The sequence below is a fragment of the Pseudochelatococcus lubricantis genome, assembly GCF_011762225.1.
GTDB lineage: Bacteria > Pseudomonadota > Alphaproteobacteria > Rhizobiales > Beijerinckiaceae > Pseudochelatococcus > Pseudochelatococcus lubricantis.
The window spans coordinates 69085-94687 of record NZ_JAASQI010000005.1; the positions used below are offsets into that span (position 1 = coordinate 69085).

The window sequence follows — 25603 nt, forward strand, 5'->3', positions numbered from 1 at the left end:
GTGGAACCCGCGGACGCAAGCATCGCCCGCGGGTCAGTAAAGGGTTCTGACGAGACCGTCGGCGAGACGGTCGATGTCGCCCGCCGCCCCCTGCGCGACGAGCGCGTAGGCGACGTCGCCGATCTGCCAGTGAGCGACGGTCGTGTCGTTGCCGTGCGCGAGCGTCACCGGCACGACATCGAACACGCCGGGGCGGATGGCGATCAGGGAAAGCCGCCCCACGTCCGGCGCGCGGATGCTGACGGCCACGCTCGGCCCGAACCGCGACGGCGCGACGACGACGTCCTCCACCTGCCAGTCATCGGGCAGGACCGGCAGTGCGATGGCAGTCTCCGCCAGGATGCGATCCGGCTCGTAGGCCGGCGTGCGGGAGGCGTTGCCCAGGCGCGTCGGCTGCAGGAGGCCGGCGTCGACCGCCTCCTCGACGAAGGCGGGCGGCAGGCCGGAAGCGGAAACCGCGCCGATGCCGAGGGTGCCGAACTGGGCGTGCGCGAACCATCCTGCCATGAGGAACAGACCGATAGCCGCCGCGCGTCGCAGCGCACCGGAGTGCCTGCGCCAGCGCAGCCCCCGCTCCAGCCGCCTCGCGGCCTGCGTCGTGCGGGGGCGCGGCTGGCCGGCCGGCTGCATGAGGGCAAGTTTCAACTCGTCGCGCAGCCGCATGTCCGTCATGACGCGGGCCGCGAGATCGGGACGCGCGGCCAGATGCGCCTCCACAGCAATGCGCCGTTCGAGCGGCAACTGGTCGTCGAGATAGCCCTGGAGATCGGCCTCGACGATCGGATCAACCGTTTGCATCGTCAGAACCTCCCACGATACGCAGATGGACGATGTTCGCCGGCGTGGCCGGCGGTATGGCGGCGGGCCGCTCCTCGAAGGCGCGCAGCGCCGCGCGGGCGCGTGCCAGCCGCGACATCACGGTGCCGACTGGCAGACCCAGCGCCTGCGCGGCCTCGGCGTAGCTCAGCCCGTCGATGGAGACGAGATGCAGCACGGCCCGCTGCTCCTCCGGCAGCGACATGAAGGCCTGGCGCACTTGCGCCAGCCGCAGCGCATGCTCCTGCGCCGGCGATGCCTGATAGCCGGCCGGATCGGCGTGGACCTCCGCCGTGAGCTGCTCGATGCGCCGCTGGCGGGAACGGCGCGCGCGCACGCGGTCGATGAACGTGTTGTGCAGGATCGAGAGAAGCCAGTTGCGAACGCCCTTGTCGGGGCGGAACGACGACTGCTTCTCATAGGCGTGCACGAGTGCATCGTGCACGAGGTCCTCCGCCTCGCCGTCGTCGCGCGTCAGCGAGCGAGCATAGCGCCGCAGCGCCCCAAGCTGGCCGAGCACGTCGGGCAGGGGGCCGGTTGTCCGGACAGGGGTCTGATCGCGTTCCATGCTGCGTATACGAAACCGCCGCGCGCTTTATTCCGCGGCCACATGAATTTTCTGGCGGATATTTGGGGCGATTTTTGCAACGACCTAGCAGCCTCCAGCGGCGTCGCGCATCATTTTTTGCGCTGGCGGGGGTTGTTGGCGGCCTGTGCATGCCCCTATATGAAGCAGGCGCGTGCCAGCGCGCCGACCGATCGAGGAGAGGAGCCGTCCGTGTCCGCCCCGTGTGAGCCGCCTTCCAGTCGCGCCCGACGCAGGCATGGGACACCCGCTTCGAATCCTTCCTTTTCCACGCTGCGCCATTCCCGCGCAACAGTGGTGCTCCCAGCCACGGACAACAACTGATGCTGCTTGAATGGATGGCGGACCCCGCCGCCTGGGCCGGCCTTGCGACTCTGGTGGTGCTCGAAGTCGTTCTCGGCATCGATAACCTCGTCTTCATCGCTATTCTGGCGGACAAGCTACCGCCGCACCAGCGCAACAAGGCGCGCGTCATCGGCCTGACGCTCGCACTCGTCATGCGGTTGCTGCTGCTCGCCTCCATTTCGTGGATCGTGACGCTGACCGAACCGGTCTTCACGGTGCTCGGCGCGGAAATCTCGTGGCGCGACGTGATCCTGATCGGCGGTGGCGCCTTCCTGCTGTTCAAGGGCACGACGGAGCTGCACGAGCGGCTCGAAGGCCACAACGGCGCGAAGGAGTCCGGCGGCGCCTATGCCGTGTTCTGGCACGTCATCGCCCAGATCGTGGTGCTCGACGCCGTATTTTCGCTCGATTCGGTGATCACCGCCGTGGGCATGGTCAAGGACCTGTCGGTGATGATGATCGCCGTCGTCATCGCGGTGGGCGTGATGATGGTGGCGAGCAAGCCGCTGATGGCCTTCGTCAGCCGCCACCCGACCGTGGTGATCCTCTGCCTCGGCTTCCTGCTGATGATCGGCTTCAGCCTCATCGTCGAGGGGCTCGGCTATCACATTCCGAAGGGCTACCTCTACGCCGCCATCGGCTTCTCCATCCTCGTGGAAGCCGCGAACCAGGTGGGGCGGCGCAATGTGCGCCGGCGCGTGAGCAGTGTCGACCTGCGCGACCGCACGGCGCGCGCCGTGCTGCGCATCCTGCGCGGCGGCAAGGATGCGCCCGAGGCTTCCGAAGAGGTGGCCGCCATCATTTCCACCGGCGGCGCGGAGACTGTGTTCACGCCGGCGGAAAGCAGCATGATCGAACGGGTGCTCACGCTCGGCGAGCGTAGCGTGCGCTCGATCATGGTGCCGCGCGTCGACACCATCTGGCTCGACATCAACGACGACCCGGATGTGGTGCTGGAGGAGGTCCGCCAGAGCGGGCGCTCGCGCTTTCCCGTCTGCCGCGGCGATGTCGACGACGTGATCGGCGTGGTGCATGCGAAGGACCTGCTCGACCAGCAGCGGCGCAACGGGCGCATCGATCTGGAAGGCGCGGTACGCACGCCGCTCTACGTCAGTGACACGATGCCGGTCATCCGGCTGCTCGACAGCTTCAAAACCTCCAACGTCCACATGGCCATCGTCGTCGACGAGCACGGCACGTTCGAGGGCGTGGTGACGCCGACCGACGTGCTGATCGCCATCGCCGGCGACCTGCCGGAACTCGCTGGCGAGGAAAAGCCCGAGGCGGTGCGCCGCGCCGATGGCGCCTGGGTGCTCGACGGCCGCATGGCCATCGACGAGGTCGAACGCACGCTGTCGCTGGAGGACATGGATGAGGAAGGCGATTTCACCACGCTCGCCGGATTCATGCTGGCGCATCTCGGCCATCTGCCGGAGGCGGGCGAGGCCTTTTTCTGGCACGGCTGGCGGTTCGAGGTCGCGGACATGGACGGGCGGCGCATCGGCAGCGTCGTCGCCGACACCGCCCGTGTCGCGGCGTAGGTATCATCCTGACGTCAGGAGTTTGTCATGCGTGTAACGATGATCGGCGCCGGCTATGTCGGCCTTGTTTCCGGGGCGTGCTTCGCCGATTTCGGGCACGTCGTCACTTGTGTCGACAAGGACCCGGCCAAGATCGCCGCGCTCGAAAAAGGCGATATCCCGATCTACGAGCCGGGCCTCGCCGATCTCGTCGCCAACAACGTGCAGGCCGGTCGGCTGTTCTTCGCCACCGGGCAGACGGAAGCCGTGCGTTCCGCCGATGTGGTGTTCATCGCGGTCGGGACGCCCTCGCGGCGCGGTGACGGGCATGCGGACCTGTCATACGTCCATCAGGCGGCGCGCGAGATCGCGGAGGCCATGGACGGCTATACGGTCGTGGTGACGAAATCCACGGTGCCGGTCGGCACGGGCGACGCCGTGGAGGCTATCATCCGCGAGGTGCGGCCAGACGCCGATTTCGCCGTCGTTTCCAATCCGGAGTTTCTGCGCGAGGGCGCGGCCATCACCGACTTCAAGCGGCCGGATCGCATCGTCGTCGGCACCGAGGACGAGCGTGCCGGCGAGGTAATGCGCGCGCTCTACCGGCCGCTCTACCTGAACCAGTCGCCGCTCATCATCACCAACCGTCGCACGGCGGAGCTGATCAAGTACGCCGCCAACGCCTTTCTGGCCACCAAGATCACCTTCATCAACGAGATCGCCGACCTGTGCGAGAAGGTCGGCGCGAACGTGCAGGAGGTGGCGCGCGGCATAGGGCTCGACAACCGGATCGGCTCGAAGTTCCTGCACGCCGGGCCGGGCTATGGCGGCTCCTGCTTCCCCAAGGACACGCTGGCGCTGGTGAAGATTGCGCAGGATGCGGATTCGCCCGTGCGGATCGTGGAGACGGTCGCGGCGGTGAACGAGGTGCGCAAGCGCGCCATGGGCCGCAAGGTGATCGCTGCCTGCGGCGGCAGCGTCAGCGGCAAGACCGTCGCCGTGCTCGGCCTTACCTTCAAGCCCAACACGGACGACATGCGCGAGGCGCCGTCGATCGCCATTATTCGCGCCCTGCAGGACGCCGGTGCCAGCATCCGCGCCTACGATCCCGAGGGCATCGAGCAGGCGAAGACCGTGCTCGACGACGTGGCCTATGCCGACAACGTCTACACAGCCATAGAGGGTGCGGACGCGCTCGTCATCATCACGGAATGGGACGCCTTCCGCGCGCTCGATCTCGACCGCGTCAGGGCGCTTCTGAAAACGCCGGTGGTCGTCGATCTCCGTAACATCTATCCGCCGCAGGACCTGCTCGTGCGCGGCTTTACGTATGTCAGCGTCGGCCGCCCGGAGGAGCTGTACTGAGGCGGCGAACCGGAAGCAGCCGGGGCGGCAGGCATGAAGCCGGAATCATGCCGCCGCTCTTGTCCGCCGGACGGAATCATGTGATCGATGAAAATTCGTTTCAGATGATAGAGTCGCAGGCCATCCGGAGAGCGTCATGAGTCTTGAATCCGTCCGTGCCTTTCTGGCCGAACGCGCGCCGGATGTCGAAATCCTGGAACTCGCCGTCAGCACAGCGACCGTTGCCCTCGCCGCGGAGGCGCATGGCGTCGAACCCGGCCGGATTGCCAAGACACTGTCGCTGCGCTTCGGCGAGAAGGTGGTGCTGATTGTCGCGCGCGGCGATGCTCGCCTCGATAACCGGAAACTGAAGACGGCCTTCGGCGTCAAGGCGAAGATGCTCGGCCCGGACGAGGTGCTGGAGCTGACGGGCCATCCGGTCGGCGGCGTCTGCCCCTTCGGTCTCGCTACTCCCTTGCCGGTCTATTGCGACGTGTCGCTCCGGGCTTTCGACGAGGTGGTGCCGGCGGCGGGCTCCGTTCACTCGGCGGTGCGCATCAATACGCTGCGCATGGCGGAAATCGTCGGGGCTACGTGGGTGGACGTGTGCCAGGAACTGGTTCAGGAGGCGGTTCACGTCGCGGAAACGGCGTGAGCGCGCGTCTCGCTGTCAGGGCTCCAGTTCCACATCCCAATAGAGATAGTCGAGCCAGCTTTCGTGCAGGTAGTTAGGGGGAAACTGGCGGCCGTTCTGATGGAGATCGTGGACGGAGGGGGCGTAGGGCATCTGCGTCGGCCACATGTCGATCTCGCGGGGCATGCGGTTGCCTTTGCGCAGATTGCAGGGGGAGCACGCGGTGACCACGTTTTCCCAGGTCGTCTGCCCGCCCTTGGAGCGGGGAATCAGGTGATCGAAGGTAAGGTCCTCGCGGGAGCCGCAGTACTGGCAGGAAAACCGGTCTCGCAGGAAAACGTTGAAGCGGGTGAAGGCCGGATGACGCGAGGGCTGAACATAGGTTTTGAGGGAAACGACGGAGGGAAGGCGCATCTCGAAAGTGGGACTTCGCACCGCCGTATCATACTCCGAGACGATATTTACCCTGTCGAGAAACACCGCCTTGATTGCATCCTGCCAACTCCAGAGAGAAAGCGGATAGTAGCTCAACGGCCGGAAATCAGCGTTGAGGACAAGCGCCGGACAGGCTTCCGGCGTAACGGGAAGTGGGACGTGGACCGTCACCTTGCCGTCTCCGTATGTCCCTGATGGGTTTCCAAAAAACAGACTATTCTGCTTCGGCACGGATATTCTACAGCCCTTGTGACGTTGATGTGAAGGTTATTTGTTCCGTTTGTGGAGGAAACGTCACATCCGGAGTAACCTTTTTTATCTGTTGAACAAACGGGTGCCGCAAATCGCCTTCTGAACGCAGGTTGCGCGTGTCTTTCCACGATTGCGGCCGCCGTCGCCGTGGCGGAGCATGCGGCATGCGAATCGGGAAGGGAGCGCTGCGGCGGCGGGTGTTTCCTCAGCCCCGGGTTCATGGCATAGAGGGGGCCGACGGGCCTGTTCGATGTGTCGCGCCGCGTCGAATGTCCGGGAGCCCGTTTCTTGAGCGTATCATCTCAGTTCGCAGAACCCGCGCATCCGTGGCGCTTTTCCGTGCCGGAACTGGTGCTGGTGCTGATCACCGTCGTCTGGGGCACGACGTTCCTCATTGTCCAGCACGCGCTGACGGTCACGGGGCCGTTCTTTTTCGTCGGCCTGCGCTTCGCCACCGCCGCCCTCCTGCTGGGTGTAACGGCGACGCGCACGATGGCGGGCGTCACCTGGCTCGACCTGCGCGCCGGCAGCCTGATCGGCGTGGTGCTGATGCTGGGCTATTCGCTGCAGACGGTGGGGCTGAAGACGATCCCCAGCAGCCAGTCGGCGTTCATCACCGCACTCTATGTGCCGTTCGTGCCGCTGCTGCAGCTCTTCTTCCTGCGCCGCGTGCCGCAGCCGATGGCATGGATCGGCGTCGTGCTCGCGTTCACGGGCCTTGTCCTGCTCGCCGGTCCGGAGGGGGCGAGCATCAGCTTCGAGGTGGGCGAACTGTGGACGCTGGCATCGGCGGTCGCGATCGCGGGCGAGATCATCCTGATCGGCGCCTTCGCCGGCAAGGCGCATGCGCGGCGGGTGACGGTGGTGCAGCTTGGCGTGGCGTCGCTGCTGAGCTTCGCCGCGATGATTCCCGCTGGCGAGAGCATACCGCCGTTCTCGTGGCTTCTGGTTGCCACCGCCGTGGGGCTGGGTCTCGCGAGCGCGCTGATCCAGTTTGCGATGAACTGGGCGCAACGTACCGTCTCGCCCACACGCGCCACGCTGATCTACGCGGGCGAGCCGGTCTGGGCCGGGATATTCGGCCGGATCGCCGGCGAGAGGCTCGGGCCGATCGCCATTCTCGGTGCCGCGCTGATCGTGCTCGGCGTTCTCGTCAGCGAATTGCGGTGGAAAAGGCGATAGGCCGTCGCAGGGCAGGGCGGGCCTGCCCGTGACAGCCCGCGCTCAGTCGTGCCGCGCGATGGTGACCAGCCTCTCGACGAGGTCGGAGAAGTCCATGCCGACATGCCGCGCCTGCTCGGGCGCGAGGCTGAGCGGCGTCATGCCCGGCTGGGTATTGGTTTCCAGAATGTAGAGGCCGCCGGCTGTGCCGGCCTCCGGGCGGTCGTCGTAGCGGAAATCGGAGCGGCTGAGGCTGCGGCATCCCAACGCTTCGTGGGCGATCTCGGCCCAGCGCATCGCCTGCTGCGTGATCTCGTCCGGCACCGGCGCGGGGACGATGTGCTGCGTGCGGCCTTCCGTGTACTTGGCTTCGTAATCGTAGAACCCCTCGCCGGTGCGCAGTTCCGTGACGGCGAACGCCTTGCCCTCAAGCACGGCGACGGTCAACTCGCGCCCCTCGATGAAGCTCTCGACCAGCACGTGATCGCCGTAGGCCCAGTCCTCCTCGGAGGCGATGAGGTTGTCGCCGCTCGTGACGATGCGCACGCCCTTCGACGAACCTTCGGCCACGGGCTTGATGACGTAGGGCAGGGCCAACGGATGGCCGTTGCGGAAGTCCTCGCGGGTGCAAAGCCTGCCCGCAGCGCAGCGCAGGCCGACGCGGGCGAAAATGTCGCGCGCCAGCGCCTTGTTCATGGCGAGCGCCGAAGCGAGCAGGCCGGAATGCGTGTAAGGCACGCGCATCAGATCGAGCAGGCCCTGGATGGAACCGTCCTCGCCCCAGCGCCCGTGCAGCGCGTTGAAGACGACGTCGCGGGCGGGATCGAGCGCGTTGACGAGCGCCGGGATGCCATCGGCGGGATCGATGAGGACGACGTCGTGCCCACGTTGGCGCAGCGCCTGCGCGCAGGCGCGCCCGCTGACCAGCGACACCTCGCGCTCGGCGGAAAAGCCGCCATAGAGCACCACGATCCGTTTGTCCGACATTGGCGTTTCATCCGATTGTTGAAAGGGCGAAAGAGATGGTTGCGCCGCGCGCCGGCGGCAACCGGCCGCACACGGCGAACGCCTTGATTATCCCGCGCAATGGTAAACAATTTTTCATTCCGCGCGCGGGTTTCAGCGGTCCGCTATTCCCGGCGCCTCGCCCGCGTGGGTCTGCCTGTCCGGCGTGTGATTTCTGTATCAGGTGGAAATATACCGTTATCGTCGATTGAGATTGGCGTCTCTCTTGTTATTGTGTCGCGCGGTCCCTCCGATATCATCAGCATGATCGCTGACGCGGGGTGCGTTGAAATCCGCTGTGCGGCCGGTAGCGTATGCAACTTATTCAACCGACGAGGTGACAATCATGGGTTTGCTGAGCTTCATCAAGGGTGCGGGTGAAAAGCTGTTCGGCGCGAGCGAGGCCCAGGCGGCCACCGCCGATGACCTCAAGAAGGAAGTTGAGAAGCACGGCTTCAACGCCGAGGGCCTCGACATCCAGGTGGATGGCGACAAGGTCACCGTGAAGGGCAACGCAACCTCCACCGAGGAGGCCGAGAAGATTGCGCTCGCGCTCGGCAACACGCTGGGCGTGGCCGCCGTCGAGAACGAACTCAAGGTCGACAGCCCGGCCGCTGACGCTGCGTTCTACACGGTCGTGAAGGGCGACACGCTCTGGAAGATCGCCGAACACCACTACGGTGCCGGCAAGGGTGGCAAGTACGAGGTGATCTTCGACGCCAACAAGCCGCTGCTGAGCCATCCCGACAAGATCTACCCCGGCCAGGTGCTGCGCATTCCCCCGCTGGACTGATTCCAGTCGCCGCCGATCCTGCTTGTCATGGTGTCTGGCGTGATCCACCATGGGCCGGTTGTCGTCATCACACGCTTCCGGAATTGACATGACCGATCTGCCAGACACTGGGGCCGGGCCCCGCCCGAGCGTCATCATCACCTACTGCACGCAGTGCCAATGGCTGCTGCGTGCGGCGTGGATGGCGCAGGAACTGCTTTCCACCTTCTCGACCGACCTCGCGCAGGTGGCGCTCGCGCCCGGGACGGGAGGCGTGTTCCGCATCGACTATGACGGCGAGACGATTTGGGAGCGCAAGCGCGACGGCGGTTTTCCCGATGTAAAGACGCTCAAGCAGAGGGTGCGCGACCGGCTCGATCCCGCGCGCAGCCTCGGCCATATCGACAATTAACTTTTTGCCCCTCATCGAACGGAGTTCATCATGAGCGATCTCATCTTTATCGCCTTCCCGACCGAAGAAAAGGCCGTGGAAGTGCGCAAGCGCCTGCTGGAGCTTCAGCAGGAATATCTCATCGAGCTTGGCGACGCGGTCATCGCCGTCAAGGAAGCGGACGGCAATATCCGCCTCAACCAGCTGCTGAACCTCACCGCCACGGGCGCCGTCTCCGGCGCGCTGTGGGGTGCGCTGGTCGGCCTCATCTTCCTCAACCCGCTGCTCGGCACCGCCGTCGGCGCGGGTGCCGGCGCGCTCAGCGGCAAGCTGACCGATGTCGGTATCAATGACGAATTCATGAAGGAAGCGGCCCAGGCGCTTCAGCCGGGCACCGCTGGCCTGTTCCTGCTGGTCCGCAAGGTCACGGGCGACAAGGTGCTGAAGGAGTTCGAGGGCGTTGGCGGCACGGTGGTTTCCACCTCGCTCGACGAGGAGAAGGAAACGGCGCTGCGCCAGGCACTGGCCGGCCATGTAGCGGCCACGCCGGTGGACCAGACGCAGGACACGGCCGACAAGCCTGCCGAAGGCGGCGCCACGAGCTGAACGGATTGGAGCCGACGGGGATTGGGATCTGTCCTGTTTATGTTGAAACAGGACAGATTCTAGCGACTCAATCCTGCTGAACGGCGGCGTCCGGGGCACTCTGCTTCCCGGGCGTCGGATTGCCTTCCGGCACGTTATCGTTGCCCTCCACCCTGTCGCGATAGAGCGCGGATCGCACCAGCAGCATGAAGCCGACCGGGGTCGTGATCGTCAGGAACACGGCAATCAGGATTTCGTGCACCGACAGCCGCCCGCGCAACACGGAAAAGCAGATCATCGACCCCACCAGAATGAAGCCGGTGCCGAGCGTCGAGCCGAGCGTGGGCGCATGGACGCGCTCGTAGAAGGTCTTGAGTCGCAGCAGTCCTACCGAGCCCGTCAGCGTCAGGAACGCGCCCATGAAGACGCAGAAGGCGGTGAGCAACGCCGCCCACGGGGGCAGGTTCTCGAAGGCGAGTTCGATGTCGATCATTCGATCACCTCGCCCCGCATCAGGAATTTCGACAGCGCCACCGTGCCGGTGAAGCCGAGCAGGCCGATGATCAGCGCCACCTCGAAATAGATCGTGCTGGCCACGCGGATGCCGTAGGTCAGCAGCAGCAGCATCGCGTTGACGTAGAAGGTGTCGAGGCCAAGCACGCGGTCCTGCGCGCGGGGGCCAAGAATCAGCCGGTAGGCCGCGCAGGCCATCGCCAGCCCCAGAAAGAGCTGCGCGATGAACAGCGACCAGTCGAGCACCACGAACGGCCAGTCGGCGGGAAGGAAGGACGCGCTCATTCGAAAATCTCCATCAGCCGTCGCTCGTAACGGTTCTTGATGGTGTCGACCCATTCGGCCTCATCCTGCAGGTCGAGCACGTGGATCAGGAGGATGCCGGACGCGGAGGAGAAATTGGTCCAGATCGTGCCGGGCGTCGATGTGATGACGATCGCGAGCGCCGCAAGGCCGTATGGGTTGCGCATGTCGAGCTTCACGGCCATGAAGCCCGGCGTGCCGCGCCGGCTGCCGGGGCGGAAGATGATCTTCGCCACCGCGATGTTGGACCGGACGATATCGACAAAGACGATAACCCCCAGCCACAGGATCGTCAGCGGGCGGCGGATGCGCGGTGTTTCCTGCCCCAGCGTCGTCATGCCCCAGGCGCCGCCAAGGGCAAGCAGGCTGCCGAACACCACCTGGCCCGGCGATACGGACTGATTGAGCAGCAGCCACATGATGAGGATGGCGAGCGACAGCAACGGATAGGGCAGGAGATGCGCCATAAATCGCCTCATGGTGTGGCTCCTCCCTGTCCCGCGGCGCCCGCACGGCCCTGCAGGACGCTGTTGATGTAGTCGGTCGGCGCATGCAGGGAGGCGGCGGTGCTCTCCATGAAATCGAACACCGTCCCGGCCCGCACGGTGAGCGCAACGCACAGCAGGAGCAGGAACGCGACCGCCGCGATCTCGACGCCACGCACGCCGGGCACCACGCCATCTATCGGCGACCAGAAGGTCTGGATGCCGATGCGCGTCATCGCCAGCATGGCGGAAAGGCCGGAGAGGATCAACAGCGCGACCAGCACCCAGGTGACGACATACTGCGGCCCGCCCGTGCCTATCCCGGCCGGGTCCATGATCGCGGTGAGCAACGCGAACTTGGCGATGAAGCCGGAGAGGGGCGGCAGACCCGCGAGCAACAGGGCGAAGGCGATGAAGCTGCCACCCAGAAACGCTACCACTGTCGGGATGCGTTCGCCCACCTCGACCTCCTCTGCCACGTCGTCCTCGTCGGTGTAGCCGTAGGCCGCCATGGTGACGGCGAGAACGTCGGCGCCGGGATCGCGCCCGCGTTCCACGAGTTCGATCAGCAGGAAGAAGCCGCCGATGGCCAGCGTCGAGTTGACGAGATAGAAGAGGGCGCCGCTGGTTGCCGTGGCGTTGCCGACGCCGATGGCCGCGAGCAGCGTGCCGGAGGAGACGAGCACGCTGTAGCCGGCGAGCCTCGACATGGTCTGGGTGGCGAGCACGCCCACCGCCCCGAAGGCGATGGTCGCCATGCCGCCGTAGAGAAGCACCTGCGTGCCGAAATGCGCCGATTCTGCGGCGCCGTTGCCGAACAGCAGCAGCGACAGGCGCAGCAGCACGTAGACACCGACCTTCGTCATGATGGCGAAGACGGCCGCCGCCGGAGCGCTCGCCGCCGCATAGGCGGTGGGAAGCCAGAAGCTCAGCGGCCACATGCCGGCCTTGACGAGAAAGGCGACGCCCAGAATGGCCGCACCCGCCTCCAGGAACATGCGGTCGCTCTCCGCGAGGGTCGGGATGCGCAGCGCGAGATCGGCCATGTTGAGCGTGCCGGAGACGCCGTAGATGAGGCTGACGCCGATCAGGAACAGCGAAGAGGCCGCGAGATTGACGACGATGTAATGAAGACCCGCCTTCACCCGCACCACGCCCATGCCGTGCAGGACGAGCCCGTAGGAGGCCGCGAGCAGGATCTCGAAGAACACGAACAGGTTGAACAGGTCGCCGGTGAGAAAGGCGCCGTTGAGGCCCATGAGCTGGAACAGGAACAGCGTGTGGAAATGCGGCCCCGCCCGATGCCAGCGCGCCAGCGAGAAGACGAGCCCCGCAAGCCCCAGCACGCTCGTCAGCAGCACCATCATGGCGGAAAGGCGGTCCAGCACCAGCACGATGCCGAAGGGGGCGGGCCAGTTGCCGAGCGGATAGGACACGGTGTGCGACAGCGCCGTCATCCCGTCCGCGCGCCAGACGAGGAACATGGAAATGACGAGCAGCGCGGCGGTCGACGAGACCGACAGAAGCGCCTTGAGCGGGCGCCGCCGGTCGTCCATGAGCAGCAGCGCCGCGCCGACCAGCAGCGGCAGCACGATCGGAGCGATGATCAGATGGTTGGCGATGGCCGTCGTCACCGGTCGCTCTCCCGTCCATCGACATGGTCGGTGCCGGTGAGGCCGCGCGAGGCCAGCAGGACGACGAGGAAAAGCGCCGTCATGGCGAAGCCGATCACGATGGCGGTGAGAACGAGCGCCTGCGGCACGGGATCGGCGAGCTGGCTGATGTCACCGGCGGTACCAGGCTTCAGGATGGGCGGCGCGTTCCCGCGTAGCCGGCCCATGCCGAAGATGAACAGGTTCGTCGCATAGGATAGCAGCGACAGGCCGATGATCACCTGAAACGTGCGCGGACGCAGCAGGAGCCAGAGGCCGGACCCCGTCAGCACGCCGATTGCAACTGCAATGATGATCTCCATCAGCGGCCTCCCATTCCCGCCGGCGGCGGCGTGCCCTGGCCCGCCAGTGGCGGGGCTCCCTTGCGTGACGGTTTCGGACTGCGGATCGACTGGTGTGCCAGCGCGATCAGCATCAGCACCGTCGCCCCGACGACCAGCGAATAGACGCCGAGGTCGAACAGCAGCGCGCTCGCCATCGGCACCTTGCCGATCACCGGCAGCGTCACGTACTGGAAATGCGACGTGAGAAAGGGATAGCCGAACAGCCACGCCCCGAGCCCGGTGAACAGGGCAGTGAGCAGGCCGACGCCGATCCAGCGCACGGGCAGGATGCGCAGGTGATCCTCCACCCAGCGCGTGCCGCTCGCCATGTACTGCAGGATGAAGGAAATCGACATCGCCACGCCGGCCGCGAAGCCGCCGCCCGGCATGTCATGGCCGCGCATGAAGATGTAGACCGCGAACACGCCGATGACGGGGAACAGCCACAGCATGATGAGGCGCGGGATCATCAGGTATTCCGCCACCGTCTCGTCGGGTTTGCGGTCGGGATGGGCGATGTCGTAGGCGGCCTGCAGACGCTGCTGCTCCGGCATGCCGATGCTCTCCGGCGCGGGACGGAAACGGCGCAGCAGCGCGAACACGGTGAGCGCCACGATGGCGAGCACGGTGATTTCGCCGAGCGTGTCGAAGCCGCGGAAATCCACGAGGATGACGTTGACGACATTGGTGCCGCCGCCTTCCGTATAGGCGCGCTCCAGGAAAAAGCTCGCGATGCTGTCCGGCAGCGGGCGCGTCATGATGGCGTAGGAGAGCATGGCGATGCCGGCGCCTGCCGTGATGGAGGCGGCGAGGTCCCATCCCCGGCGCACGCGCATCCGGATCGTGATGCGCCCGGCGTCGTCGCCTTCGACGCGCTTCGGTATCCAGCGCAGGCCGAGCAGCAGCAGCACCGTGGTGACGATCTCGACCAGCAGCTGCGTCAGGGCGAGGTCGGGCGCCGACAGCCAGACGAAGGTGATGCAGGTGGCAAGGCCCGCGCCGCCCAGCATGACGAGCGCGGCGAGCCGGTGGTACTTCGCCTGGATGGCCGCCATGATGGCGCAGGCCATGCCCACCAGCCACATCAGCGCGAAGGCGGTGTCGAAACCGTGCCAGTCCAGCTTCTGGAACGACAGGCGGCGCGGCCCGAAGCCCTCGACATAGAGCGGGAAGATGGCGGCGAGCAGCGCGAGGCAGACCAGAAGCCGCAATTGCGGCTGCAGGCGGCGGGTGCCGAACAGGGATTCGAGCTGGCGCGCCCATTTCCATGACACGACGACCATGATGCGCTCGAATATGCGCTGCGCCTTGAGGCGGCGGAGCAGCGGCGGGCCCTCCTGCCCCGAGGCCAGGTAGCCGCGCAGCAGCAGGTAGACGAGCACGCCGCCGACCATCGCCACGACGCTCATCAGCAGCGGAAAGTTCAGCCCGTGCCAGACGGCGAGGCTGTAATAGGGGGTCCGATCGCCGAGGATGGAGGAGACGGCGATGTGCAGGAACGGGCCGATCGTCATCGCGGGGATGATGCCTACCAGCAGGCAGGCCAGCACCAGCAGCTCCACGGGAAAGCGCATCCAGTGCGGCGGCTCGTGCGGCGTGCGCGGCAGGCCGACGGGCGGCGGGCCGAAGAACACGTCGATGATGAGGCGCAGTGAATAGGCGACGCTGAACATGCCCGCGACCGTCGCCAGGAACGGCAGGGCCTCGTCGAACAGGGAATCGACGTGCTCGACGATGGTTTCGGCGAAGAACATCTCCTTCGACAGGAAGCCGTTGAGCAGCGGTACGCCGGCCATCGCGGCCGCTGCCACCATGGCGAGCGTCGCGGTGATGGGCATGAAGCGGAAGAGGCCGCTCAGGCGGCGGATGTCCCGGCTGCCGCTTTCATGGTCGATGATGCCGGCCGCCATGAACAACGAGCACTTGAAAGTCGCATGGTTCAGCAGATGGAACACCGCTGCCACAACCCCAAGCGGGCTACCCAGCCCGAGGAGGAGCGTGATCAGCCCCAGGTGACTGATGGTGGAATACGCCAGCAACCCCTTGAGATCGTTCTGGAAAATGGCAATGTAGGCGCCGAGCAGCAAGGTGGTGACGCCCGCGCCGCCGACGATCCAGAACCACGGCTCCGTTCCTCCCAGCACGGGCCAGAGCCGCGCGAGGAGAAACACGCCCACCTTCACCATCGTCGCGGAGTGGAGGTAGGCGGAAACGGGCGTCGGCGCCGCCATGGCCTGCGGCAGCCAGAAATGGAACGGGAACTGCGCGCTCTTGGTCAGCGCGCCGAGCAGCACCAGCACCAGCGCTGTCCGGTAGAGGTCGTGGGAGCGGATGATTTCTCCCGCGCCGAGCACACGGTCGAGGTCATAACTGCCGACGATGTGGCCGATCACCATGACACCGGCGAACAGGCAGAGGCCGCCGATGCCCGTCACCGTCAGCGCCATGCGCGCGCCCTCGCGCGCGCCCGGATTATGGTGCCAGTAGCCGATCAGCAGAAAGGAAAACAGGCTCGTGAGTTCCCAGAAGAAAACCATCTGGATGAGGTTGCCGGAAAGGACGACCCCCAGCATCGACCCCATGAAGGCAAGCAGAAACGAGAAGAAGCGCGGGACGGGATCGCGCCGCGACATGTAATAACGCGCGTAGACGACGACCAGAAACCCGATGATGGTGACGAGCCCCGCCATGACCCAGGCAAAACCGTCAAGGCGTATGGTGAAGTTGAACCCGAGGCTCGGCAGCCATTCCACGCTGCTGCGGATGACGGCGGCGGAGGCCATGTCGCCGTAGAACGAGGCAACGATCGCGGAGGCAAGAAGCGTCACGACCCCCGTCAGCAGCCCGGCGGTGTCCCGTGCGTCGCGCGGCAGCATGGCGACGACGCCGCTCCCCAGGAACGGCAGGGCGATCAGAAAAAGAAGCCGCGCGTCATCCCACATGGTTTGCCGAGGTGCCGTTGAGGAGGTCTGGGGGGTGGTGGATGCCTGCCCGTTGCGGAAAGTCACCCATTATGGTTTATTTGGAATAACAGACGCTAGGGCGGATGTGCAAGAGAAGATGTCACGAACAGGCGCAAAAGGCCTGCTGCCGGAACAATGCCGTGCGGCACGCGGGTTTCTCAATTGGACGCAGGATTGTCTCGCCGAACGGGCGGGCGTTTCCCGCAGCACGGTTCGCGGCTTCGAGGGGCAACGCCACGTGCTCCACCGCACGACGGAGGAGCAGCTTGTCCGCGTGTTGGAAGACGCGGGGATATGTTTTCTCAGCGCCGGCAAGTTCGGGCCGGGCGTCCGGCTGCGCCGGTCGCGGCCGGAGGTCGCGAAGCCGGAACAACCGGTCTGAACCTTTCTTCCATTGGGCATGGGCCGCGCTCCAGAAGCCGGAAAACCGCCACGCGACGCGCGCCGCCACCCGGCGGTCACGCTGACGGTTGACCGCATCAGAGAACGCAAAAGGGGCCGCATTGCGACCTGCGCTCATTTTGGTGGTGAAATCGGCGCCACCGCGTGCGGTGCGGGCAAGGGCAGGGGGCGGGAACCGGGGATAACGGCACTTGCAGCCGCCGCCGCGCTGATGCGTCGATTTTCGCCGGGCTGGTTTCACCGAGAATCGATGTAAAGGTTCAATTCCCGGAAGCGCACCGACCCCCGCAACTTCATTCTCCCATATCGGGAAACGGAACCAGCAGGGCGCGCATGCACGTCCCGCCTCTACGATCTGACTGGAGCGCCATGTTTCGCCGTCTTTACGATTGGGTCCTCACCCTGTCGGGCAGTCGCCACGCCATCTGGGCTCTGGCGGCCGTTTCGTTCGCCGAGAGTTCATTCTTCCCGGTGCCGCCGGATGTGCTGCTGCTGCCGATGGCGCTCGCCAAGCCCAACCGGGCGCTGCTCTACGCCGGCGTCTGCACCGTTTCGTCTGTGCTGGGCGGCCTGCTGGGCTATGCCATCGGCGCCCTGTTGTACGATTCGATCGGCCAATGGCTGATTTCCGCCTATGGCTACGGCGAGAACCTTGAGGCGTTCCGGCAGGCCTACGCGCAGTATGGAGAATGGATCATTCTCATCAAGGGCATAACGCCGATCCCGTACAAGCTCGTGACGATCACTTCCGGCTTCGCCGGCTATGATCTGATGTGGTTCACGATATTGTCGATTATCACGCGCGGCGCCCGCTTCTATCTGTTGGCCGGACTGCTCCATCGCTACGGCAATCCGATTCGCCAGATCGTGGAGGAGCATTTCGGGCTTGTGCTCGGCGTGCTGGCCTTTTTCGTCGTGGCGGGGTTCGTGGGCGTGAGATACGTGTTCTGAACGGTTTCCACCTGTCGCGGATGGTGCGTTCCACGGGCGACATATGAAGGGGTGAGACATCCAAATGCTGCCGTTTCTGGAAAGCCTGACCGTGTTCCGGGCATCTCTCGTCGTTCTGGCGGTTTCCGTTCTCGCCATCGCGGGCGCGTTCTATTTCCAGTATGTCCTGCACCTGCCGCCTTGCCCGCTGTGCCTGATCCAGCGCTGGCCGTTCTATGCAGCCATGCCCGCGGCGCTGATCGCCGCCGTGCTGTCGCGATCGTCGCAGGAGCCATCCCGCTGGTCGCGCCTGCTGCTTGGCGCCATCGCGCTGGCGTTTCTGGCGGGCGCCGGCGTCGCAGCCTACCATACGGGCATCGAGTGGAAATTCTGGCAGGGGCCGGAAAGCTGCAGCGGCACGCTTACCGTAGCGAACGATGCCAGTGCATTCCTGCAGCGGCTGCAGACGGTCCAGGTCGTCCGCTGCGACGAGGCGGCGTGGCGGTTCGCCGGCCTGTCCCTTGCGGGCTGGAACGTGCTGATTTCGTTTGGCCTCGCAGTAACAGCTGCCTGGGGCTCCCGCAGCCGGTGGTAATGCGGCGGGAGGGAAACCGGAGACGCCCCGCGTCGGGACGCGCTCCGGTTCCATAACGTGTCTTCTCCGAATCGCGTGTTCGCGGTTTCCGGGCGGCTCCGGGACGCCTCCATGGCGGAAGTTCCGGAGATATTTCCGTACTGAAAGAAAAGTGGTGCGGGTGGTCGGAATCGAACCGACACTCCTTTCGGAACCGGATTTTGAGTCCGGCGCGTCTACCAGTTCCACCACACCCGCACAATCGACCTGCTGTCCAGGCCCTCGTATTCCAGGCCCGTTGTCCCGCGGCGCCATCTGGCACGCGGCCTCCGGCACGGACAGAAGCACTGTTTGCCATATGTCGCCGTCTCAAGTCCAGCCCCTTGTGGGCCGGTTCCACAGGGCCTGCGGCTCAAGGGCTGCCGGGGGGATTGTCCTTGCAATTTCGGCAGCACGGTTGGAAAGTGCGTGCATTCGAGGGAGAAAAACGCTTATGGCAGTCAACAAAGTCTATCCTGATGCGCGCGCGGCGCTTGACGGCGTTCTGCGCGACGGCATGACGATCATGGCCGGCGGTTTCGGCCTGTGCGGCATTCCGGAGAAGCTGATCGACGCGCTGGTAGAGAGCGGCGTCAAGGACCTCACCGTTATTTCCAACAACTGCGGCATCGATGGCGTCGGGCTTGGCAAGCTGCTGGATCGCGGCCAGATCCGGAAGATGATCTCGTCCTATGTCGGCGAAAACAAGCTGTTCGCGGAGCAGTACCTCTCCGGCAAGCTTGAGCTTGAGTTCAACCCGCAGGGCACCCTCGCCGAGCGCATCCGCGCCGGCGGCGCGGGCATTCCCGCCTTCTTCACCAAAACCGGCGTCGGCACGCTGGTTGCGGAAGGCAAGGACCTGTGCGAGTTCGACGGCGAGATCTATGTCATGGAGCGCGCGCTCAAGGCGGACCTCGCCATCATCAAGGCCCAGATCGGTGATACCGAGGGCAACCTGATCTTCAGCAAGACGGCGCGCAACTTCAATCCGGAAATGGCGACCGCCGCCGAAGTCACCGTCGCCGAGGTCGAGGAACTCGTCGACGTGGGCGGCATCGATCCCGATGCGATCCATACCCCCGGCATTTTCGTGTCGCGGATCATTCACGGCACCAGCTACGAAAAGCGCATCGAACGGGTGACGACCCGCCCGCGCGCGGCCTGAGGGAGGCAGACATGGCCTGGACACGCGAACAGATGGCGGAACGCGCCGCCAAGGAACTCGGCGACGGCTTTTACGTCAATCTCGGCATCGGCATTCCGACGCTCGTCGCCAATTACATCCCCGACGGCATCACCGTGACGCTGCAGAGCGAGAACGGCATGCTCGGCATGGGGCCCTTTCCCTACGAGGGCGAGGAAGACCCCGATCTCATCAACGCCGGCAAGCAGACGATCACCGCCCTGCCCCATTCGAGCTTCTTCAGCTCGGCGACCAGCTTCGGCATGATTCGCGGCGGGCACATCGACCTGTCGATTCTCGGCGCGATGCAGGTGTCGCAGAAGGGCGATCTCGCCAACTGGATGATTCCGGGCAAGATGGTCAAGGGCATGGGCGGCGCCATGGACCTCGTCGCCGGCGTGAAGCGCGTCGTCGTCGTGATGGAGCACACCGCCAAGGGCGAGCCCAAGATCCTTGAGGAATGCGACCTGCCGCTGACCGGCAAGGGAGTCGTCGACCTGATCATCACCGATCTCGCGGTCTTCGAGGTCGATTCAGACGGCCTGACGCTGACCGAACTCGCCGACGGCGTGACGCTCGACGAGGTGAAGGCCGGCACGGCAGCGCCGTTCCGCATCGCCGGCGGCCTCGCGGCGTAGGATTATCCACAGGCGAAATGCCCGTTACGGGCATTTCGCCTGCGATCCGCAATTTATGCGCCATGACGCTTGCGGACAGGAAATCGCGGCGTTATAAGGCGTTCCTGTCGTGGTTGTCCGCTCTTGCGGACGGGCGATGTGTCGGAGCGTAGCGCAGTCTGGTAGCGCACCTCGTTCGGGACGAGGGGGTCGGAGGTTCGAATCCTCTCGCTCCGACCATGTTTCAAAGGCTTGGGCAGGTGTGTTCAAGCCGCGCCGGCTTCCCCGACGGTTCCCATCTTTTGATTGTTCAAGCCCATATGAGCTGCTTGCGGTGTTATGCGTCGTATCCTGGCGCATCTTCGGGCATGACAGGCGTTGCCTGTCCCTGCCCGGGAAACGCGCTGTCAGGCTCATAATGTCAGGTGAGAAAACCGTCTCGGGCAGGAAAGCCGCTCTACAGACGCCCGTTACACATCCGCTTTGGCGGCTTTCGTCCTCTCTACCGCGCGGCGCAGGAAGCTCACCAGCCGTTCGCCGCCGATCTCGACCGGCCCCGTGTTCATGATGGTGAGATCGGGCATGAGGACGGCACTCAGCTTGCGGTTCCGTTCGAGGCGGGCGGCGATGCTGGCGCTCGATTCGCGGCCGCGCTTGCGCAGCCGTTCCGTAATAATGGCGGGCGGCGCGGTGATCAGCACCACGAAAACGTGTTCGAACAGATCGAAAACCTGCGGGACGACGGCGCGGGAGACGTTGCACACCGCGACCTTGCCGCCCGCGATCGCTTCCGCGACGCTCAGTGGCAGGGCGTAGCTCAGGCCGTGCGCTTGCCAGTGAAGGGCGAAGGCGCCGTCACGGACGCCTTCGTCGAACGCGGCCTGGGTGATGGTGTCGTGATCTTCCGAATCGTTGCTCGCCCGCGTCACCAGCCGGCGCGGAAAAACGACGTCCGCGTCGTCGGCAAGTCCCGCGCGTGCCTTCGCCAGCAAGCTGTCCTTGCCCGCGCCGCTTGGTCCGACAATGCAGACGAAGGCGCCTGTGGTGAGATTGGTCATGCTACCCTGCGCCCCTCACGCCACACCTCCCGAACCACCGGAACATCGCCGGAAATGTGCGCCCGCACGATGTCGGCGCGGAGGCCGGCCTCAAGCGTGCCCCTGTCGGCGAGCCCGGCCGCCCTCGCCGGATTGGCGGTGACGGTGGCGAGCGCCTTCGGCAGGCTGATTTCCGGCACGCGCCGGGGCAGGTCGAAGGCCGCCATCAGGAGGCTGGCCGGCACGTAGTCGGAGGACAGAAGGTCGAGAATGCCCTCGCGTGCCAGCGTTTCGGCGGCGATGTTGCCGGAGTGGGAGCCGCCGCGCACGACGTTAGGGCCGCCCATCATCACCTGAATGCCGGCGGCGTGGGAGGCCTGCGCGGCTTCCATCGTCGTGGGGAACTCGGCCACCGCGACACCGTCGGCGACGGCCTGCGCGACGTGCTCCTTCGTGCCGTCGTCGTGGCTCGCCAGCACCGCGCCGTGCTCGCGGGCGAACTCCACCAGCGCCTGCCGGTGCCGGACAGCGTTGCGCTCGTGCAGGTCGAGGCGCCACGCGATCAGCTTGCTCGCTTCCTCGTCGGAGGCGTCCGACTTGCCCATGTAGTACGTTTTCCAGATGGAGATGTCGCGGAACTGCCGTTGGCCGGGCGTGTGATCCATCAGCGACATGAGATGCACGGGATAGCGCGCGGCGTATCCCTCGGCCTGCTCCAGCACGTCCGACGACGAGATTTCGCAGCGCAGGTGCGTGCGGTGTTCGGCGCGCAGGTGGCCCGATGCCTTGGCGGCGGCGAGCGCTTCCGACAGCTGCCACAGATCGTCGTTATCAAGCGACGCGAGGTCGAAGTCCGAACCGACGCGCAGTGAATCGAACACCGTCGTGATGCCGGCCGAGGCGATCTGCGCATCATAGGCCATGACGGCGCTCAGCGCATGCCAGCGCACGTGGGGGCGCGGAATGAAGTGGCTCTCGATGTGGTCCGTGTGCAGTTCGATCAGGCCCGGCAGCAGGTAATCGCCGCCGACGTCGAAGCCGCGCTCCGGCGCCCGCCCCTCCCCGATTTCAGCGATCCGGCCTTCCGAAATCGCGATCCAGCCCTGTTCCACCACCCGGTCGGGAAGGATGAGGATAGCGTTTTCGAGAATGTAATTGTCAGTCGTTGTCATGAAGATTCTTCTTTTTGAGGCTCTCGCGTCGGGGGCCGGCTCAGGCGGCATGTGAGTCGGCGAAGTGGCGAATATCAATGATACGGTCCGCCACCTGCGCGCGCACGTCCTCATCGTGGAAAATGCCGATCATGGCCATCCCGCGGCGCTTGCGCTCGTTGATGAGGTCGACGACCACCTTCCGGTTGTCCGCGTCCAGGGAGGCGGTCGGCTCATCGAGCAACAGCAGCGGCCGCTCTGCCGCGAGCCCGCGCGCCACGTTCACCCGCTGCTGCTCGCCGCCGGAAAAGGTGGCAGGCGGCAGCGACCACAGGCTCTCGCGCACGTTGAGCATGGCCAGCAGATGCCGCGCCCGCGCCTGCGCCTCCTCGGCTTCCACGCCGCCCTCGCGCGCCGCCTCCGCGACGATTTCGAGCGTGGGGACGCGCGGAATGACGCGCAGGAACTGGCTGACATACCCCATCGCCGAGCGGCGCAGCGCCAGCACCCGCCTCGGCGAGGCCGACGCCACGTCGACGTAGGTGCCGCGGTCGTCGACGAGGATGGCGCCGCTATCGCAGCGGTAGGTGCCGTAGATCATCTTCAGGATGGAGGACTTGCCCGCGCCCGAGGGGCCGCCCAGCACCACGCACTCGCCCGGCTCGACGCTGAAGCTCACGCCCGCGACCACGCCGATGCGCGTGCCGCCCTGCAGATGGAGCGTGAAGCTCTTGGTAACGTTGTCGAGAATCAGAACAGGTTGCGTACTCATGCCGCCAGCACCGATGAAACGAGAAGTTGGGTATAGGCTTCGCGGGGGTCGTCCAGCACCTGATCCGCCAGGCCGGCTTCGATCACGTGACCCGCGCGCATGACCATAATTCGGTGAGACAACAATCGTGCGACGGCGAGGTCATGCGTGACGATAATCACGGCGAGCCCCATCTCGCGCACCAGGGAACGCACCAGATCAAGCAACCGCGCCTGCACGGAGACGTCGAGGCCGGAGGTCGGCTCGTCCATGAAGACGAGGCGTGGTCCCGTCACCAGATTGCGTGCGATCTGCAAGCGCTGGCGCATGCCGCCGGAAAAGCTCCGCGGCGTGTCATCGATGCGCGCGGTGTCGATCTCGACCCGCTGCAGCCAATCGCCCGCCGTGGCGCGGATGCGGCCGTAATGGCGGCTGCCGACCGCCATCAACCGCTCACCGACGTTGCCGCCGGCGGACACGCCCATCCGCAGGCCCTCGCGCGCATCCTGCCGCACGAAGCCCCAGTCCGTGCGCAGCAGCAGCCGGCGCTCGGACTCCGACAGGGTGGCGAGATCGCGCGTCTCTCCGTCGCGCATGCGGTAGAGCACGGTGCCGCAAGTCGGCGCGAGTTCGTTGGCGAGCAGCGACAGCAGCGTGGACTTGCCGGACCCCGATTCGCCGACGATGGCCAGCACCTCGCCTTCGTAGAGATCGAAGCTGACGTCGGCGCAGCCGATGCGGTTGCCGTAATATTTGGTCAGGCCGCGTGTCGAGAGCAGCGGCCGGTCGTCGTCAACGCTCATTCGCCTGCCTCCCGCCATTCGCGCCCTCGCCCTTCCAGTCCGGCGACATCGTGCCCGTGAAACCCTGCGCGCGCCGCTCCTCGCAGAAGTCCGTATCGGAACACACGAACATACGCCCGCCCCGATCGTCGAGCACGACTTCGTCGAGGTAGACGCCCTCGGCCCCACACAGGGCGCAGGGCGTCGCGAACTGCTGCACCCGGAACGGGTGGTCCTCGAAATCGAGGCTGCGGACATTGGTGTGCGGCGGCACGGCATAGATGCGCTTTTCACGGCCTGCGCCAAAGAGTTGCAGCGCTTCGCTCATATTCATTTTAGGATTGTCGAACTTCGGGATGGGCGAAGGATCCATCACATAGCGCCCCGCCACCTCCACCGGATAGGCGTAGGTCGTGGCGATGTGGCCGTGGCGCGCGATGTCCTCGTAGAGCTTGACCTGCATCAGGCCATAGTCCTTGAGGGCGTGCAGCCGGCGCGTCTCGGTCTCGCGCGGCTCCAGAAACCGCAGGGGCTCGGGAATCGGCACCTGATAGACGAGGATCTGCCCCGCCTTCAGCGTGTGCTCCGGAATGCGGTGGCGCGTCTGGATGATGGTGGCCTCCGCGGTGTGCGTCGTCGTCGCGACGCCCGCGGTCTTCGCGAAGAACTTGCGGATCGATACGGCGTTCGTGGTGTCGTCGGAGCCCTGATCGATAACCTTGAGCGTATCGCAGCGCCCGATGATCGCGGCCGTCACCTGCACACCGCCCGTGCCCCAGCCGTACGGCATCGGCATCTCGCGCGAGGCGAAGGGCACCTGATAGCCGGGAATGGCGACCGCCTTCAGGATCGCGCGCCGGATCATGCGCTTCGTCTGCTCGTCGAGATAGGCGAAGTTGTAGCCGTGGGTCGGCCCGGTCTCTGCAGCGCTCATTCCCGCGCCTCCTCTTCTACCCGCTCTTCCCGCGCCGCGTATTCCGCGCGCATGCGGCGGACGAGTTCGAGTTCGGCCTGGAAATCCACGTAGTGCGGCAGTTTCAAATGCTCCACGAAACCTGTCGCCTGTACGTTGTCACAATGGGATAGAACGAATTCTTCATCCTGCGCGGGAGCGCCGCTCTCCTCGCCGAACTCGTGCGCGCGGAGCGCCCGGTCGACCAGCGACATCGCCATAGCCTTGCGCTCGCCCTGTCCGAACACGAGGCCGTAGCCGCGCGTGAACTGGGGCGGTTTGTCCGCCGAGCCCGTGAACTGGTTGACCATCTGGCATTCGGTGAGACGGACGTTGCCGAGCGGCACGGGAAAGCCCAGTTCCTCGGGCACGAATTCCACCGCCACCTCGCCGAAGCGGATTTCGCCCACAAAGGGATGCGTGCGCCCGTAGCCGCGCTGGGTGGAATAGCCGAGCGCCAGCAGAAAACCCTCGTCGCCGCGCGCCAGCACCTGCAGGCGCTGATCGCGCGAGGCCGGAAACTCCATGGGCTCGCGGGTGATGTCCGGCGCGGGCGCGTCGTCCGCTCGCGTCTCGCGCTCGATCAGGCTTTCGCCGTCGAGCAGGTCCGTCACCCGCGGTGCGACGACGGCGTCGCCGGCGTCGGCCCGTGCGGGTTCCGGCACCTCGGCCCCGGCCTCCAGCAGGAAGTCGATCAGGCGATGCGTGTAGTCGAACGTCGGCCCCAGCACCTGCCCGCCCGGCAGGTCCTTGTAGGTCGCCGAGATGCGCCGCTCGATGGCCATGGCCGACGTGTCGAGCGGCACGGACTGGCCGAAGCGCGGCAGCGTGGTACGGAAGGCGCGCACCAGGAAGATCGCCTCCACGAGGTCTCCGCGCGCCTGCTTGATGGCGAGCGCCGCGAGTGCCGGATCGTAGAGGGAGCCCTCCGCCATGACGCGCTCGGCCGCGAGCGTGAGCTGCCCGGCGATCTGCGCCGGCGTGATCTCGGGCACCTCCGGAGCGCCGCGCCGCGTGTGGGCGAGCAGCGTGTGGGCGTTGTCGATGGCGGCCTCGCCGCCCTTGACCGCGACATACAT

The 25603-nt window shown here is 65.7% G+C and carries 28 protein-coding genes and 2 tRNA genes; 12 read left to right on the forward strand and 18 right to left on the reverse strand.

Annotated features, from left to right (window positions below):
- Positions 1-33 precede the first annotated feature (33 nt).
- The gene (locus tag FHS82_RS11490; protein WP_166952802.1) at positions 34-798 is read right to left on the reverse strand and encodes an anti-sigma factor family protein; all 765 of its coding nucleotides are present in this window, start codon (positions 796-798) and stop codon (positions 34-36) included.
- A complete protein-coding gene (locus tag FHS82_RS11495; protein ID WP_166952805.1) occupies positions 785-1384 on the reverse strand; it encodes a sigma-70 family RNA polymerase sigma factor in 600 nt (199 codons plus the stop codon). Before FHS82_RS11495 ends, FHS82_RS11490 begins: the two co-directional genes overlap by 14 nt.
- 341 nt (positions 1385-1725) lie before the next feature.
- Here FHS82_RS11495 and FHS82_RS11500 point away from each other — a divergent pair, with 341 nt between their 5' ends.
- The 3 genes from FHS82_RS11500 to FHS82_RS11510 all read left to right on the forward strand — a co-directional run bounded on the left by FHS82_RS11500 (position 1726) and on the right by FHS82_RS11510 (position 5266).
- The gene (locus FHS82_RS11500) at positions 1726-3288 is read left to right on the forward strand and encodes a TerC family protein (protein ID WP_166952808.1); all 1563 of its coding nucleotides are present in this window, start codon (positions 1726-1728) and stop codon (positions 3286-3288) included.
- A gap of 27 nt (positions 3289-3315) precedes the next feature.
- Positions 3316-4632 (forward strand): UDP-glucose dehydrogenase family protein, encoded by a 1317-nt coding sequence (locus FHS82_RS11505; protein WP_166952811.1) that lies wholly within the window; start codon positions 3316-3318, stop codon positions 4630-4632.
- A 136-nt stretch (positions 4633-4768) separates the two neighbouring features.
- A complete protein-coding gene (locus tag FHS82_RS11510) occupies positions 4769-5266 on the forward strand; it encodes a YbaK/EbsC family protein (RefSeq protein ID WP_166952814.1) in 498 nt (165 codons plus the stop codon).
- Positions 5267-5281: 15 nt separating this feature from the next.
- Here the strand turns inward: FHS82_RS11510 and FHS82_RS11515 are convergent, their stop codons facing one another.
- On the reverse strand, positions 5282-5851 hold the full coding sequence (locus tag FHS82_RS11515) for an HNH endonuclease (RefSeq protein WP_166952817.1): 570 nt from the start codon (positions 5849-5851) through the stop codon (positions 5282-5284).
- Positions 5852-6220: 369 nt separating this feature from the next.
- Between FHS82_RS11515 and FHS82_RS11520 the strand changes: the two genes are divergently transcribed.
- Positions 6221-7114: a DMT family transporter gene (locus FHS82_RS11520; protein ID WP_208394203.1), complete on the forward strand. Its 894-nt coding sequence runs from the start codon at positions 6221-6223 to the stop codon at positions 7112-7114.
- Between the two features lie 42 nt (positions 7115-7156).
- On the opposite strand, the gene FHS82_RS11525 is transcribed toward FHS82_RS11520, so the two are convergent.
- On the reverse strand, positions 7157-8080 hold the full coding sequence (locus FHS82_RS11525) for a D-alanine--D-alanine ligase (protein WP_166952820.1): 924 nt from the start codon (positions 8078-8080) through the stop codon (positions 7157-7159).
- A 364-nt stretch (positions 8081-8444) separates the two neighbouring features.
- Between FHS82_RS11525 and lysM the strand changes: the two genes are divergently transcribed.
- The 3 genes from lysM (at position 8445) to FHS82_RS11540 (ending at position 9867) form a co-directional block, all read left to right on the forward strand.
- The gene (gene lysM / locus FHS82_RS11530; protein ID WP_166952823.1) at positions 8445-8891 is read left to right on the forward strand and encodes a peptidoglycan-binding protein LysM; all 447 of its coding nucleotides are present in this window, start codon (positions 8445-8447) and stop codon (positions 8889-8891) included.
- A gap of 88 nt (positions 8892-8979) precedes the next feature.
- Entirely contained in the window at positions 8980-9282 is a 303-nt protein-coding gene (locus tag FHS82_RS11535) for an Rdx family protein (protein ID WP_166952826.1), read from the forward strand.
- Positions 9283-9312: 30 nt separating this feature from the next.
- On the forward strand, positions 9313-9867 hold the full coding sequence (locus FHS82_RS11540) for a DUF1269 domain-containing protein (RefSeq protein WP_166952829.1): 555 nt from the start codon (positions 9313-9315) through the stop codon (positions 9865-9867).
- Between the two features lie 67 nt (positions 9868-9934).
- Here the strand turns inward: FHS82_RS11540 and mnhG are convergent, their stop codons facing one another.
- The 7 genes from mnhG to FHS82_RS11575 form a co-directional block, all read right to left on the reverse strand.
- Positions 9935-10339 (reverse strand): monovalent cation/H(+) antiporter subunit G, encoded by a 405-nt coding sequence (mnhG, locus tag FHS82_RS11545; RefSeq protein ID WP_166952831.1) that lies wholly within the window; start codon positions 10337-10339, stop codon positions 9935-9937.
- Complete coding sequence (locus tag FHS82_RS11550; protein WP_166952834.1) at positions 10336-10644, reverse strand: K+/H+ antiporter subunit F; 309 nt, start codon at positions 10642-10644, stop codon at positions 10336-10338. The genes mnhG and FHS82_RS11550 overlap by 4 nt, the downstream gene beginning before the upstream one ends.
- Positions 10641-11129 (reverse strand): Na+/H+ antiporter subunit E, encoded by a 489-nt coding sequence (locus FHS82_RS11555; RefSeq protein ID WP_166953406.1) that lies wholly within the window; start codon positions 11127-11129, stop codon positions 10641-10643. The genes FHS82_RS11550 and FHS82_RS11555 overlap by 4 nt, the downstream gene beginning before the upstream one ends.
- A gap of 8 nt (positions 11130-11137) precedes the next feature.
- The gene (locus tag FHS82_RS11560; protein WP_166952837.1) at positions 11138-12781 is read right to left on the reverse strand and encodes a monovalent cation/H+ antiporter subunit D; all 1644 of its coding nucleotides are present in this window, start codon (positions 12779-12781) and stop codon (positions 11138-11140) included.
- Positions 12778-13122, reverse strand: coding sequence for a Na+/H+ antiporter subunit C (locus FHS82_RS11565; protein WP_166952840.1), 345 nt, complete (start codon positions 13120-13122; stop codon positions 12778-12780). The genes FHS82_RS11560 and FHS82_RS11565 overlap by 4 nt, the downstream gene beginning before the upstream one ends.
- Positions 13122-16085, reverse strand: a complete 2964-nt coding sequence (locus FHS82_RS11570) for a monovalent cation/H+ antiporter subunit A (protein WP_166952843.1) — start codon at positions 16083-16085, stop codon at positions 13122-13124. Before FHS82_RS11570 ends, FHS82_RS11565 begins: the two co-directional genes overlap by 1 nt.
- Positions 16086-16206: 121 nt before the next feature.
- Entirely contained in the window at positions 16207-16626 is a 420-nt protein-coding gene (locus FHS82_RS11575; RefSeq protein WP_208394204.1) for a hypothetical protein, read from the reverse strand.
- A 251-nt stretch (positions 16627-16877) separates the two neighbouring features.
- Here FHS82_RS11575 and FHS82_RS11580 point away from each other — a divergent pair, with 251 nt between their 5' ends.
- A complete protein-coding gene (locus FHS82_RS11580; protein WP_166952848.1) occupies positions 16878-17459 on the forward strand; it encodes a YqaA family protein in 582 nt (193 codons plus the stop codon).
- 64 nt (positions 17460-17523) lie between these two features.
- A complete protein-coding gene (locus tag FHS82_RS11585) occupies positions 17524-18033 on the forward strand; it encodes a disulfide bond formation protein B (RefSeq protein WP_166952851.1) in 510 nt (169 codons plus the stop codon).
- Positions 18034-18185: 152 nt separating this feature from the next.
- Here FHS82_RS11585 and FHS82_RS11590 read toward each other — a convergent pair.
- Positions 18186-18270 (reverse strand) — tRNA-Leu (locus tag FHS82_RS11590).
- Positions 18271-18505: 235 nt separating this feature from the next.
- Here FHS82_RS11590 and FHS82_RS11595 point away from each other — a divergent pair.
- The 3 genes from FHS82_RS11595 (at position 18506) to FHS82_RS11605 (ending at position 20091) form a co-directional block, all read left to right on the forward strand.
- On the forward strand, positions 18506-19216 hold the full coding sequence (locus FHS82_RS11595; protein ID WP_166952854.1) for a CoA transferase subunit A: 711 nt from the start codon (positions 18506-18508) through the stop codon (positions 19214-19216).
- Positions 19217-19227: 11 nt separating this feature from the next.
- A complete protein-coding gene (locus FHS82_RS11600) occupies positions 19228-19872 on the forward strand; it encodes a 3-oxoacid CoA-transferase subunit B (protein WP_166952856.1) in 645 nt (214 codons plus the stop codon).
- A 142-nt stretch (positions 19873-20014) separates the two neighbouring features.
- Positions 20015-20091, forward strand: a tRNA-Pro gene (locus FHS82_RS11605).
- 230 nt (positions 20092-20321) lie between these two features.
- Here the strand turns inward: FHS82_RS11605 and phnN are convergent.
- From phnN to FHS82_RS11635, 6 genes are read right to left on the reverse strand one after another with little or no spacing between them, the layout of a single operon-like run.
- Positions 20322-20909: a phosphonate metabolism protein/1,5-bisphosphokinase (PRPP-forming) PhnN gene (phnN, locus tag FHS82_RS11610; protein ID WP_166952859.1), complete on the reverse strand. Its 588-nt coding sequence runs from the start codon at positions 20907-20909 to the stop codon at positions 20322-20324.
- Positions 20906-22060, reverse strand: a complete 1155-nt coding sequence (locus FHS82_RS11615; RefSeq protein ID WP_166952861.1) for an alpha-D-ribose 1-methylphosphonate 5-triphosphate diphosphatase — start codon at positions 22058-22060, stop codon at positions 20906-20908. Before FHS82_RS11615 ends, phnN begins: the two co-directional genes overlap by 4 nt.
- Before the next feature lie 40 nt (positions 22061-22100).
- Positions 22101-22811, reverse strand: coding sequence for a phosphonate C-P lyase system protein PhnL (gene phnL / locus FHS82_RS11620; protein ID WP_166952864.1), 711 nt, complete (start codon positions 22809-22811; stop codon positions 22101-22103).
- Positions 22808-23593 carry a phosphonate C-P lyase system protein PhnK gene (gene phnK / locus FHS82_RS11625; protein WP_166952867.1) on the reverse strand — a complete coding sequence of 262 codons (786 nt, stop codon included), beginning with the start codon at positions 23591-23593 and terminating at the stop codon, positions 22808-22810. Before phnK ends, phnL begins: the two co-directional genes overlap by 4 nt.
- The gene (locus tag FHS82_RS11630; protein ID WP_166952870.1) at positions 23583-24506 is read right to left on the reverse strand and encodes an alpha-D-ribose 1-methylphosphonate 5-phosphate C-P-lyase PhnJ; all 924 of its coding nucleotides are present in this window, start codon (positions 24504-24506) and stop codon (positions 23583-23585) included. The genes phnK and FHS82_RS11630 overlap by 11 nt, the downstream gene beginning before the upstream one ends.
- Positions 24503-25603 (reverse strand): carbon-phosphorus lyase complex subunit, encoded by a 1101-nt coding sequence (locus FHS82_RS11635; RefSeq protein WP_166952872.1) that lies wholly within the window; start codon positions 25601-25603, stop codon positions 24503-24505. Before FHS82_RS11635 ends, FHS82_RS11630 begins: the two co-directional genes overlap by 4 nt.

Excerpts from the sequence above, each read along its gene's own strand:
- FHS82_RS11490 (WP_166952802.1), bottom strand. The coding sequence starts at position 798 with ATGCAAACGGTTGATCCGATCGTCGAGGCCGATCTCCAGGGCTATCTC.
- FHS82_RS11495 (WP_166952805.1), bottom strand. The coding sequence starts at position 1,384 with ATGGAACGCGATCAGACCCCTGTCCGGACAACCGGCCCCCTGCCCGAC.
- FHS82_RS11500 (WP_166952808.1), top strand. The coding sequence starts at position 1,726 with ATGCTGCTTGAATGGATGGCGGACCCCGCCGCCTGGGCCGGCCTTGCG.
- FHS82_RS11505 (WP_166952811.1), top strand. The coding sequence starts at position 3,316 with ATGCGTGTAACGATGATCGGCGCCGGCTATGTCGGCCTTGTTTCCGGG.
- FHS82_RS11510 (WP_166952814.1), top strand. The coding sequence starts at position 4,769 with ATGAGTCTTGAATCCGTCCGTGCCTTTCTGGCCGAACGCGCGCCGGAT.
- FHS82_RS11525 (WP_166952820.1), bottom strand. The coding sequence starts at position 8,080 with ATGTCGGACAAACGGATCGTGGTGCTCTATGGCGGCTTTTCCGCCGAG.
- lysM (WP_166952823.1), top strand. The coding sequence starts at position 8,445 with ATGGGTTTGCTGAGCTTCATCAAGGGTGCGGGTGAAAAGCTGTTCGGC.
- FHS82_RS11535 (WP_166952826.1), top strand. The coding sequence starts at position 8,980 with ATGACCGATCTGCCAGACACTGGGGCCGGGCCCCGCCCGAGCGTCATC.
- FHS82_RS11540 (WP_166952829.1), top strand. The coding sequence starts at position 9,313 with ATGAGCGATCTCATCTTTATCGCCTTCCCGACCGAAGAAAAGGCCGTG.
- mnhG (WP_166952831.1), bottom strand. The coding sequence starts at position 10,339 with ATGATCGACATCGAACTCGCCTTCGAGAACCTGCCCCCGTGGGCGGCG.
- FHS82_RS11550 (WP_166952834.1), bottom strand. The coding sequence starts at position 10,644 with ATGAGCGCGTCCTTCCTTCCCGCCGACTGGCCGTTCGTGGTGCTCGAC.
- FHS82_RS11555 (WP_166953406.1), bottom strand. The coding sequence starts at position 11,129 with ATGGCGCATCTCCTGCCCTATCCGTTGCTGTCGCTCGCCATCCTCATC.
- FHS82_RS11565 (WP_166952840.1), bottom strand. The coding sequence starts at position 13,122 with ATGGAGATCATCATTGCAGTTGCAATCGGCGTGCTGACGGGGTCCGGC.
- FHS82_RS11570 (WP_166952843.1), bottom strand. The coding sequence starts at position 16,085 with ATGTGGGATGACGCGCGGCTTCTTTTTCTGATCGCCCTGCCGTTCCTG.
- FHS82_RS11575 (WP_208394204.1), bottom strand. The coding sequence starts at position 16,626 with ATGAGCGCAGGTCGCAATGCGGCCCCTTTTGCGTTCTCTGATGCGGTC.
- FHS82_RS11580 (WP_166952848.1), top strand. The coding sequence starts at position 16,878 with ATGTTTCGCCGTCTTTACGATTGGGTCCTCACCCTGTCGGGCAGTCGC.
- FHS82_RS11585 (WP_166952851.1), top strand. The coding sequence starts at position 17,524 with ATGCTGCCGTTTCTGGAAAGCCTGACCGTGTTCCGGGCATCTCTCGTC.
- FHS82_RS11595 (WP_166952854.1), top strand. The coding sequence starts at position 18,506 with ATGGCAGTCAACAAAGTCTATCCTGATGCGCGCGCGGCGCTTGACGGC.
- FHS82_RS11600 (WP_166952856.1), top strand. The coding sequence starts at position 19,228 with ATGGCCTGGACACGCGAACAGATGGCGGAACGCGCCGCCAAGGAACTC.
- phnN (WP_166952859.1), bottom strand. The coding sequence starts at position 20,909 with ATGACCAATCTCACCACAGGCGCCTTCGTCTGCATTGTCGGACCAAGC.
- FHS82_RS11615 (WP_166952861.1), bottom strand. The coding sequence starts at position 22,060 with ATGACAACGACTGACAATTACATTCTCGAAAACGCTATCCTCATCCTT.
- phnL (WP_166952864.1), bottom strand. The coding sequence starts at position 22,811 with ATGAGTACGCAACCTGTTCTGATTCTCGACAACGTTACCAAGAGCTTC.
- phnK (WP_166952867.1), bottom strand. The coding sequence starts at position 23,593 with ATGAGCGTTGACGACGACCGGCCGCTGCTCTCGACACGCGGCCTGACC.
- FHS82_RS11630 (WP_166952870.1), bottom strand. The coding sequence starts at position 24,506 with ATGAGCGCTGCAGAGACCGGGCCGACCCACGGCTACAACTTCGCCTAT.
- FHS82_RS11635 (WP_166952872.1), bottom strand. The coding sequence starts at position 25,603 with ATGTATGTCGCGGTCAAGGGCGGCGAGGCCGCCATCGACAACGCCCAC.